Source organism: Phenylobacterium sp. GW823-FHT02A09, from assembly GCF_058797775.1.
Window position 1 is genome coordinate 591183 of the sequence record NZ_JBXAJZ010000002.1, and the last position, 14502, is coordinate 605684.

At 69.3% G+C, this 14502-nt stretch carries 15 protein-coding genes; 11 read left to right on the forward strand and 4 right to left on the reverse strand.

Annotated elements, in window-relative coordinates; translation table 11 throughout:
- The first annotated feature begins 31 nt into the window (after positions 1 to 31).
- The 3 genes from AC1Q87_RS10105 (at position 32) to AC1Q87_RS10115 (ending at position 1294) form a co-directional block, all read left to right on the forward strand.
- The gene (locus AC1Q87_RS10105; RefSeq protein ID WP_492608820.1) at positions 32 to 307 is read left to right on the forward strand and encodes a DUF2277 domain-containing protein; all 276 of its coding nucleotides are present in this window, start codon (positions 32 to 34) and stop codon (positions 305 to 307) included.
- Positions 304 to 777, forward strand: a complete 474-nt coding sequence (locus tag AC1Q87_RS10110; protein WP_492608821.1) for a GFA family protein — start codon at positions 304 to 306, stop codon at positions 775 to 777. Before AC1Q87_RS10105 ends, AC1Q87_RS10110 begins: the two co-directional genes overlap by 4 nt.
- A 148-nt stretch (positions 778 to 925) precedes the next feature.
- Positions 926 to 1294 (forward strand): hypothetical protein, encoded by a 369-nt coding sequence (locus AC1Q87_RS10115; protein ID WP_492608822.1) that lies wholly within the window; start codon positions 926 to 928, stop codon positions 1292 to 1294.
- A 437-nt stretch (positions 1295 to 1731) separates the two neighbouring features.
- Here AC1Q87_RS10115 and rph read toward each other — a convergent pair whose 3' ends face one another.
- On the reverse strand, positions 1732 to 2448 hold the full coding sequence (gene rph, locus AC1Q87_RS10120) for a ribonuclease PH (RefSeq protein WP_492608823.1): 717 nt from the start codon (positions 2446 to 2448) through the stop codon (positions 1732 to 1734).
- A 99-nt stretch (positions 2449 to 2547) separates the two neighbouring features.
- On the opposite strand from rph, the gene hrcA reads away from it, so the two are divergent.
- The 3 genes from hrcA to AC1Q87_RS10135 are packed head-to-tail and all read left to right on the forward strand — an operon-like array spanning position 2548 to position 4912.
- Positions 2548 to 3618 (forward strand): heat-inducible transcriptional repressor HrcA, encoded by a 1071-nt coding sequence (gene hrcA, locus AC1Q87_RS10125; RefSeq protein ID WP_492609271.1) that lies wholly within the window; start codon positions 2548 to 2550, stop codon positions 3616 to 3618.
- A gap of 11 nt (positions 3619 to 3629) precedes the next feature.
- Positions 3630 to 4244, forward strand: a complete 615-nt coding sequence (grpE, locus tag AC1Q87_RS10130) for a nucleotide exchange factor GrpE (RefSeq protein WP_492608824.1) — start codon at positions 3630 to 3632, stop codon at positions 4242 to 4244.
- A gap of 20 nt (positions 4245 to 4264) precedes the next feature.
- Positions 4265 to 4912, forward strand: a complete 648-nt coding sequence (locus AC1Q87_RS10135; RefSeq protein WP_492609272.1) for a YoaK family protein — start codon at positions 4265 to 4267, stop codon at positions 4910 to 4912.
- Positions 4913 to 4922: 10 nt separating this feature from the next.
- Here the strand turns inward: AC1Q87_RS10135 and AC1Q87_RS10140 are convergent, their stop codons facing one another.
- Positions 4923 to 5444, reverse strand: coding sequence for a DinB family protein (locus AC1Q87_RS10140; RefSeq protein ID WP_492608825.1), 522 nt, complete (start codon positions 5442 to 5444; stop codon positions 4923 to 4925).
- A 202-nt stretch (positions 5445 to 5646) separates the two neighbouring features.
- On the opposite strand from AC1Q87_RS10140, the gene AC1Q87_RS10145 reads away from it, so the two are divergent.
- Positions 5647 to 6174 (forward strand): porin family protein, encoded by a 528-nt coding sequence (locus tag AC1Q87_RS10145; protein ID WP_492608826.1) that lies wholly within the window; start codon positions 5647 to 5649, stop codon positions 6172 to 6174.
- 697 nt (positions 6175 to 6871) lie between these two features.
- Here the strand turns inward: AC1Q87_RS10145 and AC1Q87_RS10150 are convergent.
- Together AC1Q87_RS10150 and AC1Q87_RS10155 are read right to left on the reverse strand one after the other, a co-directional pair.
- Positions 6872 to 7282, reverse strand: a complete 411-nt coding sequence (locus AC1Q87_RS10150; protein WP_492608827.1) for a hypothetical protein — start codon at positions 7280 to 7282, stop codon at positions 6872 to 6874.
- Between the two features lie 4 nt (positions 7283 to 7286).
- Complete coding sequence (locus AC1Q87_RS10155) at positions 7287 to 8552, reverse strand: TetR family transcriptional regulator (protein WP_492608828.1); 1266 nt, start codon at positions 8550 to 8552, stop codon at positions 7287 to 7289.
- Between the two features lie 165 nt (positions 8553 to 8717).
- Between AC1Q87_RS10155 and AC1Q87_RS10160 the strand changes: the two genes are divergently transcribed.
- The 4 genes from AC1Q87_RS10160 to dnaN all read left to right on the forward strand — a co-directional run bounded on the left by AC1Q87_RS10160 (position 8718) and on the right by dnaN (position 14502).
- Positions 8718 to 10952, forward strand: coding sequence for a TonB-dependent receptor (locus tag AC1Q87_RS10160; RefSeq protein ID WP_492608829.1), 2235 nt, complete (start codon positions 8718 to 8720; stop codon positions 10950 to 10952).
- Complete coding sequence (locus AC1Q87_RS10165) at positions 10949 to 12076, forward strand: serine hydrolase domain-containing protein (RefSeq protein ID WP_492608830.1); 1128 nt, start codon at positions 10949 to 10951, stop codon at positions 12074 to 12076. The genes AC1Q87_RS10160 and AC1Q87_RS10165 overlap by 4 nt, the downstream gene beginning before the upstream one ends.
- 229 nt (positions 12077 to 12305) lie before the next feature.
- Positions 12306 to 13253: a retroviral-like aspartic protease family protein gene (locus AC1Q87_RS10170; RefSeq protein WP_492608831.1), complete on the forward strand. Its 948-nt coding sequence runs from the start codon at positions 12306 to 12308 to the stop codon at positions 13251 to 13253.
- A gap of 130 nt (positions 13254 to 13383) precedes the next feature.
- The gene (dnaN, locus tag AC1Q87_RS10175; RefSeq protein WP_492608832.1) at positions 13384 to 14502 is read left to right on the forward strand and encodes a DNA polymerase III subunit beta; all 1119 of its coding nucleotides are present in this window, start codon (positions 13384 to 13386) and stop codon (positions 14500 to 14502) included.

A 14502-nucleotide genomic window follows, 5' to 3' on the forward strand; every position in this document is an offset into this window, starting at 1 on the left:
TGCAGACACCAAGGGAAGGAGACGCCTGCCCATGTGCCGTAACATCAAGACGCTGTTCAACTTCGACCCGCCCGCCACCGACGAGGAGATCCGCGACGCCGCGCTCCAGTTCGTGCGCAAGCTGTCCGGCTTCAACGCGCCGTCAAAAGCCAACCGCCAGGCCTTCGACGCCGCCGTCGACGAGGTCGCCGACGTCGCCCGCCGGCTGTTCGAGACCCTCGAAACCACCGCCAGGCCCAAGGACCGCGAGGAAGAGGCCGCCAAGGCCAAGGCCCGCTCCGCCCAGCGCTTCGGCGCCCCGGCATGAGCGCCAGCGGCGGCTGCCAGTGCGGAGCGGTGCGTTTCCGCATCGAGGGCGAGCTCGGCGAAGCCTCCATCTGCCACTGCCGCATGTGCCAGAAGGCGACCGGCGGGCTCTTCGGCCCCTATGTCGGCGTCCCCGCCGGGGCGCTGGTCTGGACGCGCGGCGAGCCCAGGCGCTTCCAGAGTTCGAACAAGGTGATGCGCGGGTTCTGCGGCGACTGCGGCACGCCGCTCACCTACGAGTACGGCGACAGCGAGGTCGGCCTGGCCATCGGCGCCCTCGACCGGCCAGCGCAGGCGCCGCCCGGCGTGCAGCTGGCGTCTCAGGCTGAACTGCCCTTCGTCTCGCACCTGGCGGACCTGCCGGTCCATGCCATGGATGAACCGCGCGCCGCGGCGCATCTCGCCGGCATCGTCTCCTACCAGCACCCCGACCACGACACCGCCGAGTGGCCGCCTCCCCGCAACCCATAGGGGTGTTCGTTAAGCGCTACGCTGCATGCTGGCGCCCATGAGCTTTGGAAAACGCAGCGTTGCCACGGTCGCACCGCCCCGCCGAGCCAGTCCGCGCGCCTCATCGCCGCGGCCGGCTGGAAGGCCGGGCTGGTGGTCGACCTACCTGTTGGGGCTGCTCGCCGCGGCGGCGGCCCACATGCTCATGGCCCTCTTCCTGGCCGCCTATATCAGCCAGCGCTCGGACTATGGCTTCGCCTATACCTTCATCAGCACGGCGCTCGGCATCGTCGGGATCATGATCGTCTACGTTCCGCTGTTCGCGGTGGCCGGTGCGGTCCTGCGATGGCTGCGGGTCACGTCGATCACGATCTATCTGCCGGCGGTCCTCGCCCCGCCCTTGCTGTCGCTCCACTGGCTGTTGGTCGCGACGACGGACGGCGACCACGCCAAGGGCGCATTGAGCACGGCCCTCGCAGTCCCGAGCGCGCTCGCCGCGGCGCTGACGATGGCCTGGCGTAACCGCGCCCGAGCGTGACCATTTCGTCGCAAGAGAACGATTCCACCCCCCTTTCGTCCAATTCTCGCTAAAAACGACCCGACAGCTCTTGCGTAGTCGCAAACATGTCCTTATGTGCACCGCAACAATTGCTGCGCCGCACACAAAGGAGATGGGCATGGCCAACGCTATCGAACGCGTCATCGACTGGATGCTGGGCCCCTTCGCCCGCGAACTCGCGCGCATGCCGGCATCGTCGTTCCGCTATCTGCTGAACGGCTTCTAGACGTCCCGCGGCGCCCCTCCCTCCCCCAGCCGCACGTCTAGACACGAGAACCCCGCCCCGTCCTCCCCGGGGCGGGGTTTTTCGTTTTGGGGCATGGCGCAAGAGAAAGGGGGCCGGCTGATCCAGCAAACCCCCTCATGTCAGCCGTCCGGCTGACGGCTCCCCCAGCGGGGGAGCAACGTCGAACGCCTTACTTGGCGGTCGCCGCGCGCTGGGCTTCGCAGAGCTCGCCGATACCCTTGCGGGCCAGGCTGAACAGCGCCTCGAACTCGTCCTGGCTGAAGCCGCGCTTCTCGCCGGTCGCCTGGATCTCGACGATGTCGCCCTTGCCGGTCAGCACGAAGTTGGCGTCGGCCTCGGCGTTGCTGTCCTCTTCGTACTCCAGGTCCAGCACCGGCGTGTTCTTGTAGACCCCGCAGGAGATCGCCGCGACCTGGTCGACGATCGGGTCCTTGGAGATCACGCCCTCGTCCAGCAGGTACTGGGTCGCCATCCGCAGCGCCACCCAGGCGCCGGTGATCGCCGCGGTGCGGGTGCCGCCGTCGGCCTGGATCACGTCGCAGTCGATGGAGATCTGCCGCTCGCCCAGCGCGACCGGATCGATCACCGCGCGCATCGAGCGGCCGATCAGCCGCTGGATCTCCTGCGTGCGCCCCGACTGCTTGCCTTCCGAGGCCTCGCGGCGGCCGCGGGTGTGGGTGGCGCGCGGCAGCATGCCGTACTCCGCCGTGACCCAGCCCACGCCGCGGCCGCGCATGAAGCCCGGCACCCGCTCTTCGACGCTGGCGGTCACCAGCACCTTGGTGTGGCCGAAGCTGACCAGGCACGAGCCCTCGGCATAGCGGTTGACCCCGGTCTCCAGGGTCACGGTGCGGAGCATGTCGGGGGTGCGGTCGGAGGGGCGCATGGGTGGTCCTGGAAACTATGGGGTCTGGCGTCTTGCGTTTGGCGGCTTATCCTAGATGAGAGAGGTTCCGTCCATGGCCCTGACCGAGCACCGCCGCCCATCGTGACCAGCCCGCTGCTTTCCCCTGGGCCGTCGCTGGGCGAACTCGACGACCGCGCCCGCGAGATTTTCCGCCGCGTGGTCGAGAGCTACCTGGAGACCGGCGAGCCGGTCGGCTCGCGCACGCTCTCCAAGGGCGGCGTCCACCTGTCGCCGGCCTCGATCCGCAACACCATGCAGGACCTGACCCAGCTCGGCCTGCTGGGCGCGCCGCACGTCAGCGCCGGGCGGGTGCCGACCCATGCGGGCCTGCGGCTGTTCGTCGACGGCCTGCTCGAGGTCGGCGACGTCGCCGAGGAGGACCGCCGCAACATCGAGGCCCGGCTCTCGGCCAAGGGCCGCAACTTCGAAGAGGCGCTGAACGAGGCCTCCGCCATCCTCTCCGGCCTGGCCGGCGGGGCCGGCATCGTCGTCACCCCGGTGCGCGACGCCGGCGTCAAGCACGTCGAGTTCGTCGCCCTGTCGGCCGACCAGGCGCTGGCGGTGATGGTGTTCGAGGACGGCGTCGTCGAGAACCGGCTGATGCGGCTGGCGGCCGGCGTCACCCCCTCCTCGCTGCAGGAGGCGTCCAACTTCATGAACGCCCGGCTGCGCGGCCGCACCCTCGGCGAGGCCGGGCTCGAGATCCGCAACGAGCTGGACGCCGCCCGCCGCCAGCTCAACGAGACCGCCGCCCGTCTGGTCGAGGACGGCATGGCCGCCTGGAGCGGCGGCGACGGCGCCGACCGCGCCCTGATCGTCCGCGGCCGCGCCAACCTGCTGGGCGACCGCGAGACCCTCGACGATCTCGAACGCGTGCGCATGCTGTTCGACGACCTCGAACAAAAGGAGCAGTTGATCGGTTTGCTCGACGACGTGCGGGACGCCCAGGGCGTGCGGATCTATATCGGCGCCGAAACGCGACTCTTTTCCCTTTCGGGTTCCGCCGTCATCGCCGCGCCCTATATGACGGGCCGGCAAAAGGTGTTGGGCGCGATCGGCGTCATCGGTCCCGCCCGCCTAAACTATGCCCGGGTCATCCCGCTGGTGGACTATACCGCCCGCGTGCTGTCCCAGGTGACGAACGCTTAGAGGATTACAAGATGTCCGACGATCAAACGCCGGCCGAAGAATTCAACGAAGTCGCCGACGCGGCCATCGAAGAGATCATCGCCCTGAAGGCCGAGGTCCAGGCCCTCAAGGACCAGATGCTGCGCGTCGCCGCCGACGCCGAGAACGCCAAGCGCCGCGCTGAGCGCGAGGCCAACGACGCCCGCGCCTTCGCGATCCAGAAGTTCGGCCGCGACCTGCTGACCGTCGCCGACACCCTCGACCGCGCCCTGGCCGCGCCGGTCGACGACCCGGCGGTGAAGAACTTCGTGGTCGGCATGGAAATGACCCAGAAGTCGCTGATCTCGGCCTTCGAGAACAACGGCCTTAAGAAGATCGACCCGCCCAAGGGCGAGAAGTTCGACCCGCACCAGCATCAGGCGATGATGGAGCAGCCGGCCCCCGACGTCGCCGCCGGCGGCGTCATCCAGGTGCTGCAGCCGGGCTACGAACTGCTCGGCCGTCTGATCCGTCCGGCCATGGTCGTGGTCGCCGCCAAGGGCTCGGGCGCCGACCTGCCGCCCGCCGCCGCCGACGCGGCGCCGGCCGCCAATCCCTACGCCGCCAATGACGGCGAGGCCGGCGGCTCGGTCGACACCAAGGCCTGAGCGAACGGGGAGGGGGCGACCTGAAGCGTCTCAGCGGCCAGGTCCGACTTCTCGCGGCCAGCCTGTCGGCCGTGGCCGGGTTCGTGGACGCCATCGGCTTCCTGCTGACCGGCGGCTTCTTCGTCTCCTTCATGAGCGGCAACTCCACGCGCCTGGCGGTGGGCCTGGCCGAGGGCGCGAGCTACGCCGGCCTGGCGCTGGCGCTGATCGCCGCCTTCGTGACCGGGGTCTCGACCGGGGCCCTGATCGGGCGCAAGGCCGGCGCCCGGCGCGGGCCGGCGGTGCTGGCCTTCGTCGCCCTCGCCCTGGCCCTCGCCGCGGTGCTGGCCGCGGTCGCCCCGCTGGCCGCCGCGATCCTGGTGCTGGCCTTCGCCATGGGCGCCGAGAACACGGTCTTCGCCCAGGACGGCGAGGTCCGCGTCGGCCTCACCTACATGACCGGCGCCCTGGTCAAGTTGGGCAAGGCGATCACCGCCGCGCTGATGGGCGGCGATCGCTTCGGCTGGGCGCCGCACCTGCTGCTCTGGCTCGGCCTGGTCGCCGGCGCCGCCCTCGGCGCCCTGGCCTTCAACCTGCTGGGCCCCGCCGCCCTCTGGCTCGCCGCCGCCGCCATGGCGGCCTTGGCGGCGCTGGCCGCGCGACTGGACCTGGCGCCCGCGGCGGCCTGAGCGGGCTCGGCTACAACGCCGCCGCCTGCTCCGCGAAGACCAGGTGCGGTAGATCCAACGGTTGGCATTCGAAACCCAGCATCGAGATCGCCGCGGTGATCTGGCCCCGGTGATGGGTGGCGTGATTGAAGACATGGAGCAGCGCCGCCGGCCTTGGAAGCGTGCGCGCCTGCCCGGTCGTCATCGTGAAGCGCAGATCGTCGGCCAGGGCCGCGTCGCTCAGGCTGTCGACATAGCCCGGCCAACGCGCGCTCGCCGCGATCAGTCGGGACGCCAGGGCGGCCCGATCGCGCTCGATCTCGGCGTCCAGCGCGACGCTCCCGGTCGCAGCCCCCATGAACCTCGGAAGCCAGATCTCGCTGTCCGTCAGCAGCAGGTGATTCAACGTTCCGTGTACGGAGCGGAAAAACAGACCGCAGGGGCGGCGATAGGCGTCTTCCGGCATGGCCGCGATGGACGCCAGCAACCGCTTCGTCGCCCATCCGTGATAGCGCGCCATCAGCGCAAGCTGGTCCTTGGCTGAGACGGTCATGATGCCCCCGCTGACGCCGCCGCGATAACCGCGTTCTGCATCAATCCCGAGGACCGGGCGGGAAACAAGCGTAACTGTAGCGGCTGCGCATCAGTACGTCGGGAACGTGCGCCGGACGCGCCCTGCACGTATTGCGCGATGCGGCCGATCAACCTAAGCGCGCCTCGCCCCGAATGTTCTCGGGGATTGGGGGGAAACCAAAATGAAACTTGCTTATCTCGGCGCGGCCGCCGCCGTCGCCGCGCTCGCCTTCGCCAGCTCGGCCTCGGCTGAAACCTACGGCGCGCTCACCGCGGGCGGCCAGGCGATGAAGTTCGACGCGCCGGCCGACGACGCCAACATCGTCACCGTCGGCGGCCGCATCGGCTGGAAGGCCAACCAGTGGCTCGGCGTCGAAGGCGACCTGTTCTTCGGTGTCAAGGACGACCGCATCCACAGCCAGCCCGACGTCGACGTGAAGGTCGACAGCGCGGCGTTCATCTATGGCGTGGTCTTCGTTCCCGCCGGCGAGAAGTTCGATCTGATCGGCCGGGCCGGCTACGGCCACCTCGCCGCCAAGGTCGAAGGCGCGGGCGTCTCGGAAGACACCAACGACGGCGCCTTCGCGGTCGGTCTGGGCGCGCAGTACAAGTTCGACGCCGCTAACGGCGTGCGCCTCGACTACACGCACTACGCGATCAAGGACGTCCCGACCAACGGCGTCACCGTCGCCTACGTCCGCACGTTCTAATGCGGAGGGAGGGGCGCCCCGGGCGTCCCTCTCGATCGCCGGCGGCTTGCGGCGGGCCGCTTTCTTGCCGGTCCGCGACAAGCGGGCTCCGTCTAGCAGACCGCGGACGCGTCCACCCGAGCTGCCCTCTGGATCGCCGCCGCCGCGATGGCTGCATTGGCGGCCCTCGCCGCGCACCTCGCTCCCGCGCCGGCGGCGCGAAACGAACCGGCGAGGCGGCAAGTTCGCGGGTGGAGCCTTCAAGGGCTTTACGGATAGCTCAACGCGTTACATATCAGCGTTACCGTCGAGCAACCTCCAGATTGGAGATTCGGTGTGGCGAGCACCTTTGAGGCGCAGTCTGGAAGAGACCAAGCGCGTCAAAATTCGTCCGGTCGGTCGTCCGGGACGGCCAAGTAGATAGACCTGCCTTTGGGCGGAGGCTGACCCAGGTTCAAGGGCAGAAGTCAGAAAGGCCGGGTCGCTCCCGGCTGGTTCAACAATTTTTCGGCCACAACCGGCTGATCGCGGTCGGCCTCGACACGGGATAGCGCCAAATGCTGGCTCCCAAATTCGAGGTAAGCTTGGTCATCGATGTCGCTCGCGTCATCGAACTGATCCTGCTCATTCTCCTTCTGCTATCCAACGGATAGCGCGGGCGGCCCACCTCTTCGCCGAGGTGGGCCAATCCTGGACATCTCGGCAGAACCGCCGGGTCTCAGAGCATCACCAGCTTCCCGCCGCCCATGGCGATCAACGACCGCTCGCCCGACGGGCCCGGGAACGCCGCCTGCCAGGCTTCATAGCCGCTGGATCCCGCCCAGACCTCTAGTCGCACGCCCCCGGCAAACGTGATCGTCAGGTCGGCCGTGACCTCGGCGATTTTGACGGCCTCGACTTCGACCTCCGCCAACAGCCGGTTGGCCGACTCCGCTGCGTCTACCGGCTGCGGCAGCCCGAACGACTCACCGTCGTCGGCGTCAGTGACCAGCACGCCTTCCGGCCCGACCAGCCGCCACGGCGAACTGACGGCGAGGCGGCATCCGGCGCCGAACTCAAAGCTCCAGTCATGCTCGCGTCGGCGTACGGAACACCAACGGCCTAGCAGCGCGGTCTGAAATTCCTCCACCGGATCAGGTGCCCCGCCTCGCCAGTCCGTACGCGACCACGTCGCAGACCTCGTCGGCGATCTGGCGCGGGGTGAGCGGGTAGTCGGCCGGCAGCCACTTGGGCAGCCATAGGAAGATCCCGGCCGACACCTCGCCGACGAACACCGAGTCGCACGGCAGCACCGAGCCGTCGGCGATGCCCTGGCGCAGGCTGCGGTTCGAGGTCATCCGCAGCCGCTGGCCGGCGCGCTCGAACGCCGCGCGGTCGTCCTCCGCCAGCGCCAGCCGCCCCGGCTGCAGCATCAGCGGCGAGGCCGGCCCGGCCTGCGCCTGGACGTTCAGGTGCAGGGCGATCAGCGCCTTGTCGAAGCCGTCGCGGCCCTGCTCGACGGCGGTGTCCATGATCAGGTCGTAGACCTCGAAGGCGCGCCGGTAGCAGCGGGTGACCAGGTCGGCCTTGTCGTCGAAATAATGATAGACTGCGCCCTTGGTCGCCCCGACTTCGGCCCCGATGTCGTCCAGCGAGGCGCCGTCGATGCCGCGCTGGTTGAACAGCCGCGAGGCCGCCGCGATCAGCTGGGCGATCTTGATCTCGTTGGTCTGCTGGCGGTCGAAGGCGTTGAACGAGCGGGCGGTCAGCGCCTCCATGTCCAGCGCGCACAACGGCGTCTCGCGCGGCCCCGCGGCGAAGCCGTTCAGCATCAGGTCGACGATCGCCCCGGCGATCCGCCGCCGCGCCGCGCGCCCGTCGCGATAGCCGAGCCAGCCGGCCGACAGCCGGCCCCAGGAGATCATCCCGACCAGCGCCTGCGCGGCGATCTCGCTGTTGCAGGCCCGCAGGAGCCCCGCCGCCGCCCCGTCTTCCAGCCAGCCGCGCAGCCGCGCCACGTTGCGCGCCTGCAGCTCGCCGATCACCCGTCGCTGGGCGTCGGGCAGGAAGTCGACGTCGCTCAGCACCGCCTGCGGCGGCCGCTCATAGGCCAGCTGCGCCTCGACCAGGGCCGCCAGCCGCTCGCGCGGGTCCTCGCTCGCCTCGGCGGCGGCGGCCAGGTCGTCGGCGTTCGCCTCGCAGGCCCGCTGATAGGCCCCGAACACCAGATCGGTGCGGTCGGCGACGTAGTAGTAGAGGGCGTTGCGCGACAGGCCGACACGCTCGGCCACGTCGTTGATCACCACGCCGCCCGCGCCCATGGCGTTGATCTCGCGGGCCGCCTCGGCGAACAGCAGGTCGCGCTTGGCCGCGCGCTTGCGCGCCGGTTTGCCGTTCCCCTGATCGCCAGCGCCCGCCATCGGCCGTTCGTCGCGCCTTCGCCGCCTTTCGTCAATCCGTACACCACACATACGCAAGTGTCGAAGTTTCTTGACGGCTCGATTTGGGCGTGTCGTTATCCGCGCAAACTCAAGTGTCGAAAAAAGGCGCGCCAACGAGCGACGCCGATTTGCGGGGAGGGAACGATGCGAAATTCCATGCACATGCGCGCTCGGCTGCTGGCCGGGGCGGCGGCCCTGGCGATCAGCGCCGGCGCGGCGGCGGCCGCCGAGCCGGTCGAGATCGAGGCGGTGACCGTCACCGCTCAGAAGCGGACCCAGGACACCCTGGACGTCGGCCTCAACGTCGCCGTGGTCGGGGCCCAGGAGCTCGCCGACCGCCGCGTTTCCCAGGTCAGCGACCTCGTCGCCTTCACCCCCAACGTCGACATCAAGGAGAACATGCCCGGCGTGCTGCCGGTGGTGACCATCCGCGGCGTCGGCCTCAACGACTTCTCGGCGACCAACAATCCCAGCGCCGGGGTCTATGTCGACGAGGTCTATCTGAGCTCGCTGGCGCTGATGAACTTCGACCTCTTCGACCTGGAGCGGATGGAAGCGCTCAAAGGTCCGCAGGGCACGCTCTACGGCCGCAACTCCACCGCCGGCGCCATCAACATCGTCACCGCCAAGCCGAGCTTCGGCGGCGTCGAAGGGCGCCTCGCCGCTGGCTACGGGAACTATCAGACCGCCGAGATCGAGGGCATGGTCAACCTGCCGGTCTCCGACAGCTTCGCCCTGCGGTTCGCCGGCAAGGCGGTCAAGCAGGACGAGGGCTTCTTCGACAACCGCCTGCTCGGCCGCGACATCGGCCGCCGAGAAGTCGGCCTGGCCCGCGCCCAGGCGCTGTGGGCGGCCACCGAGGACGTCGAACTCCTGGTCAAGCTCGAGGTCCAGAAGGGCCGCTCCGAGGTCGGCGGCCCGGAGTTCTTCGGCGCCCTGACCCCGCCCGGCGCCCCCGCCGGCCTGGTCTGCCCCGGCTCGCCGGCCTGCATGGACTTCCAGGGCTACACCGACACCGACGGAAACCCGTTCGCCGGGGCCTGGTCGGTCGATCCGACCTATGACGTCGACCAGCGCGCCGCCACCGTGCGGCTGACCGCCGACCTCGGCTGGGCCGACCTGACCTCGGTCACCGGCTATATCGACTTCAAGCGCCAGTGGGGCGCCGACACCGACGGCGGCCCCTACCGCCAGACCGACTTCGTCGAGCGCGACAAGATCAGCCAGATCTCGCAGGAGCTGCGGCTCTCGGGCGCCACCGAGGCGACCGACTGGATCGTCGGGGTGTTCGCCTCCCGCGACCGGGTGAAGATGACCTATGACGGCTCGCTGCAGGACCTGTTCAACACCAAGCTCCTGACCTTCACCGACCAGACCGCCAAGTCGGCCGCCGCCTTCGGCAATCTCGAATGGCGCTTCGCCACGGACCTCAGCCTGGTCGCCGGCCTGCGCTACACCTGGGAAGAGAAGGCCAATGTCGGCGGCGACCTCGACCTGGTCCCGAACTGCCCGGCCAGCTTCCTCTCCATGGTTCCCTGCGGCGCCGGCCCGGTCACCCTGGCCTTCATCGACGAGACCATCGACGACACCAACTGGTCCTGGAAGCTCGGCCTGAACTGGAAGCCCAATCCACTGACCCTGGTCTACGGCTCGATCAGCCAGGGCGTGAAGAGCGGCGGCTTCTTCTCGGGCGTGGCCACCACCACCGCCCAGCTCCAGCCCTACGAGCCCGAAACCCTGATCGACTACGAGGTCGGGGTGAAGCAGCGGCTGCCCGAGCTTGGCCTTTCTTGGTCGGCCAGCGCCTTCTTCTACGACTATTCCGACGTGCAGACCTTCATCCGCGACACCTCGGGCGGGCTGCCGATCCAGCGGCTGGGCAATGTCGACGAGGCCTCGATCTACGGCCTCGACCTCGACGCCATGTGGTCGCCGGCCGCCCTGCCCGGCCTCGACCTGGTCGCGGGCCTCGGCCTGCTCAGCACCGAGCTCGGCGCCTTCGCCTCCTCGAACGGCCCCGTGCCCAAGGGCAACAAGCTCCCCGACGCGCCGGAGGTCAGCTTCACGGTCTCGGCCGCCTACAGCTTCGACCTCGGCCAGGACGCTGTCGGCCGCCTGCAGGTCGACGGCCGCTACGCCGACGACATGTTCAAGGACGCGCTCAACGATCCGCTGATCGCCACCGACGCCTACTGGGTGTGGAACGCCCGGGCCAGCGTCGCCCTGCCGAACGACTGGGAAATCGCCGTCTGGGGCAAGAACCTCGCCGACGAGGAATACGTCACCCAGGGGGTGAACAACCTGCCGCTCGGCTTCGGCTTCCGCGTCTACGGCGCCCCGCGCACGTTCGGTCTCACCGTCTCCAAGGCCTTCCAATGAGCATCCAGATCCACGGCTCCGCCGACCCCGCCTTCGCCGCCCTGGCGGCCGAGTTCGAACGCAACTTCACCGACCGCGGCGACGTCGGCGCCGCCCTCTCGCTGGTGATCGACGGACGCCCCGTTGTCGACCTCTGGGCCGGCGGCCTCGACGCGGCGCGCACGCGGCCCTGGGCCGCCGACTCGGTGGTCAACATCTGGTCGACGACCAAGGCGGTCGGCGCGCTCTGCTTCGCCATGCTGGTCGACCGCGGCCTCTGCGCCTACGACGACAAGGTCGCCCGCTGGTGGCCGCAGTTCGCCGCCCACGGCAAGGACAGCGTCACCATCGCCATGCTGCTGTCGCACCAGGCCGGCCTGTGCAGCTTCCGCGACCCGGCCGTGGTCGAGGACTTCTACGAGCTGGAGACCGCCGCCGCCCGGCTCGCCGCGACCGAGCCGCTGTGGCCGCCCGGCTCGCGCTCCGGCTATCACGCCATCTCGATCGGCGTGCTGGCCGGCGCCCTGTTCCGCCGCATCGAGGGCCGCAGCCTGACGGACTTCGTCGCCGCCGAGCTGTCGGGCCCGCTCGGCCTCGACCTCACCCTCGGCCTGCCCGAGTCCGAAGAGCCGCGGCGCGCCGAGATGATCGCCCCGCCGGAGCTGGCGACCTCGAACATGACCACCGACCTCAACCCCTCGCAGGTCGCGGCCTACCTGAACCCGGTCATCGAGCCGCTGTTGCCCAACACCGCGGGCTGGCGCGCCTGCGAACTGGTCTCGGCCAACGGCTTCTCCAACGCCCGATCGCTGGCCCGGCTGTTCGGGGAGGTCGCCGCCGGCCGGCTGCTGTCGCCGCAGACCCTGGCCCAGGCGACGCAGCTGCGGATCAGCGGTGTCGACGAGGTGCTCGGCGTGCCGGCCCGCTGGGGCGCCGGCTTCCTGCTCAACACCGACGGTCTCTACGGCCCGTCGGAGGCCGCCTTCGGGCACTCGGGCTGGGGCGGCTCGTTCGCCATGGTCGATCCCGTCCGCAAGGCCGCGCTGGCCTACACGATGAACCGCATGGGGACCGACCTGGTCGGCGACCCGCGCGACGTCGCCCTGATCGCGGCCGCCTACGAGGGCCTGACCGCCGCGGCCTGACGGCAGGTTGCTCGAGACTATCGGCAGGTTTCTGGTCCGCCTGCCGATAGCCTCAACGGCGCCTTTTCCGGGCCGCGCCGAGGCTCCGGCGCCGGCGCTGCTGACGGCGCGGCGGCGGACGCGGGCGCCGCCCGGCGGGCCACAACCCTGGGGCGGCGCTAAGTCTCTAGAAAAATTGACGGTTTCCCGCATCGGGCGTAGGCTTCGCCGAAAGATCAGGGAGCATAACGTGCTGGTCGGGTCACAGACTCGCCGCCTCGCGCTCGGCAAGCTCGCCGCCGCCGGCGGCTTGCTGTTTTCCGCGCCCCGCGCCTTCGGGCAGGTTCCTGAAATCCCAGCCGCAGAACCTGACGATACGCCGACCACGATCGCCATCACCCGGCAGCTCTTCGAGCACATCACCGCCCCGGTGACGATCAACGGCCTGGGCCCCTATCGCTTCATGGTCGACACCGGCGCCAACGTCTCCTGCGTGTCGGCCGAGCTGGCCGAGAAGCTCGCCTTGCCCGCCGGCCGCGAGCTGCAGGTCCACACCATCGTCGGTCGCCGCGGCCGCCCCAGCGTCGTGCTCGACCGGCTCGAAATCGGCACGCGCGTGCGCAAGAAAGTCCAGTCGCCGGTGCTGCCGATGTCGTCCTTCGACATCGACGGCGTGCTCGGGATCGACTGGCTGAAGGGCCAGCGGCTGGTCATGGGATTCGCCGGCAACACCTTGGAAATCACCAAGTCGCGGCACGAGGACACCGTCCGCGGAAAGGTCGTGGTGCCGGCCCGCCGCAAGTCGGGCCAGCTGACCATCGTCGACGCCGACATCAGCGGCCGCTCGATCAGCGCGATGATCGATTCCGGCTCGCAGTTCTCGCTCGGCAACGCCGCGCTGCGGCGGCTGATCATGCGGCTGGACCCCGGGGCCGCCCAGCGCGCCAGCCACGTCGGGCTGATCTCCATCGCCGGCGAGCGGTTCAGCGGCGAGCAGCTCTACCTGCCCTTCATCCGCCTCGGCGGACTCAACCTGGGCAACGTGCCGGTGGTGTTCTCGGACATGCCGATCTTCAAGCTCTGGGACCTGCACGAGACCCCGACGATCATGATCGGCATCGACCTCCTGACACAGTTCGAGACCGTCTCCGTCGACTTCGGCCGCTCGGCCGTGCGCTTCGATATCGCCAACGCCTGAACGGTTTCCCCCGTTCAGAATGGTTGCCCCCCTTTAACCCGGCCGCATTTCGGCTAATGTCGCAGGTCCCTCCAGCACAGGGGGCGGCGGCGCGGCCTGCGTCGGCGCTTGGAGAGATTCGGACCGGAAAATGAAGCTTACGATTGAACGGGCGGCGCTCATGAAGGCGCTGGGGCATGTGCAGAGCGCGGTCGAGCGCCGGAACACCATCCCGATCCTTTCGAACGTCCTCCTCTCGGCGGAACGCGATCGCCTGACCTTCTCGGCGACCGACCTCGACATGGAGATCATCGACGAGGCCTTGGCCCAGGTCGATCAGCCGGGCCAGATCACCGCCCCGGCCCACACCCTCTACGAGATCGTCCGCAAGCTGCCTGAGGGCGCCGACGTCTCGCTGTCGTTCACCGGCGAGGATCCGCGCCTGACCGTGGCCGCGGGGCGCTCGCGGTTCAACCTGCCGGTGCTGCCGGCCGGCGACTTCCCGGTGATGTCCTCGGACGGCCTCTCCAGCCGTATCGGCGTCGATGTCGGCGACCTGATCCGGCTGATCGACAAGACCCGGTTCGCGATCTCGACCGAAGAGACCCGCTATTACCTGAACGGCCTCTACCTCCACACAGTGGTCGACAACGGCGTCCAGAAGCTGCGCGCCGTGGCCACCGACGGGCACCGTCTGGCCCTGGCCGAGATGCCGGCCCCCGAGGGTTCGGCCGGAACCCCCGGCGTCATCGTCCCGCGCAAGACCATCGGCGAGGCCCGCCGCCTGCTTGAGGACGCCGGCGAGAACGTAGACCTGCAGGTCAGCCCGCAGAAGATCCGGCTGGACTTCAACGGCGCGGCCCTGACCTCCAAGGTCATCGACGGCTCGTTCCCCGACTACAGCCGCGTGATCCCGCAAGGCAACGACCGCATCATGCTGGTCGACAACAAGCTGTTCGCCAAGGCGGTCGACCGCGTCGCGACCATCTCGGCCGAGAAGAGCCGCTCGGTGCGTATGGCCATCGAGCCGGGCAAGATCATCCTGACGGTCCGCAACATGGAAGCCGGTCAGGCCGTCGAGGAGCTGGAAGTCGATTACGGCGGCGAGGCCTTCGAGCTGTCGTTCAACGCCCGCTACCTGCTCGACGTCACCGACCAGATCGCCGGCGAGATCGCCGAGTTCCGCTTCGGCGGTCCTAACGATCCGGCCCTGGTGATCGATCCGATCGACGCCGACGTCCAGTACGTGCTGATGCCGCTGCGGGTCTGA

Coding starts and splice junctions, on each gene's coding strand:
- AC1Q87_RS10110 (WP_492608821.1), top strand. CDS start 304: ATGAGCGCCAGCGGCGGCTGCCAGTGCGGAGCGGTGCGTTTCCGCATC.
- AC1Q87_RS10155 (WP_492608828.1), bottom strand. CDS start 8,552: ATGGCGGGCGCTGGCGATCAGGGGAACGGCAAACCGGCGCGCAAGCGC.
- AC1Q87_RS10165 (WP_492608830.1), top strand. CDS start 10,949: ATGAGCATCCAGATCCACGGCTCCGCCGACCCCGCCTTCGCCGCCCTG.
- dnaN (WP_492608832.1), top strand. CDS start 13,384: ATGAAGCTTACGATTGAACGGGCGGCGCTCATGAAGGCGCTGGGGCAT.
- rph (WP_492608823.1), bottom strand. CDS start 2,448: ATGCGCCCCTCCGACCGCACCCCCGACATGCTCCGCACCGTGACCCTG.
- AC1Q87_RS10145 (WP_492608826.1), top strand. CDS start 5,647: ATGAAACTTGCTTATCTCGGCGCGGCCGCCGCCGTCGCCGCGCTCGCC.
- grpE (WP_492608824.1), top strand. CDS start 3,630: ATGTCCGACGATCAAACGCCGGCCGAAGAATTCAACGAAGTCGCCGAC.
- AC1Q87_RS10160 (WP_492608829.1), top strand. CDS start 8,718: ATGCGAAATTCCATGCACATGCGCGCTCGGCTGCTGGCCGGGGCGGCG.
- AC1Q87_RS10105 (WP_492608820.1), top strand. CDS start 32: ATGTGCCGTAACATCAAGACGCTGTTCAACTTCGACCCGCCCGCCACC.
- AC1Q87_RS10140 (WP_492608825.1), bottom strand. CDS start 5,444: ATGACCGTCTCAGCCAAGGACCAGCTTGCGCTGATGGCGCGCTATCAC.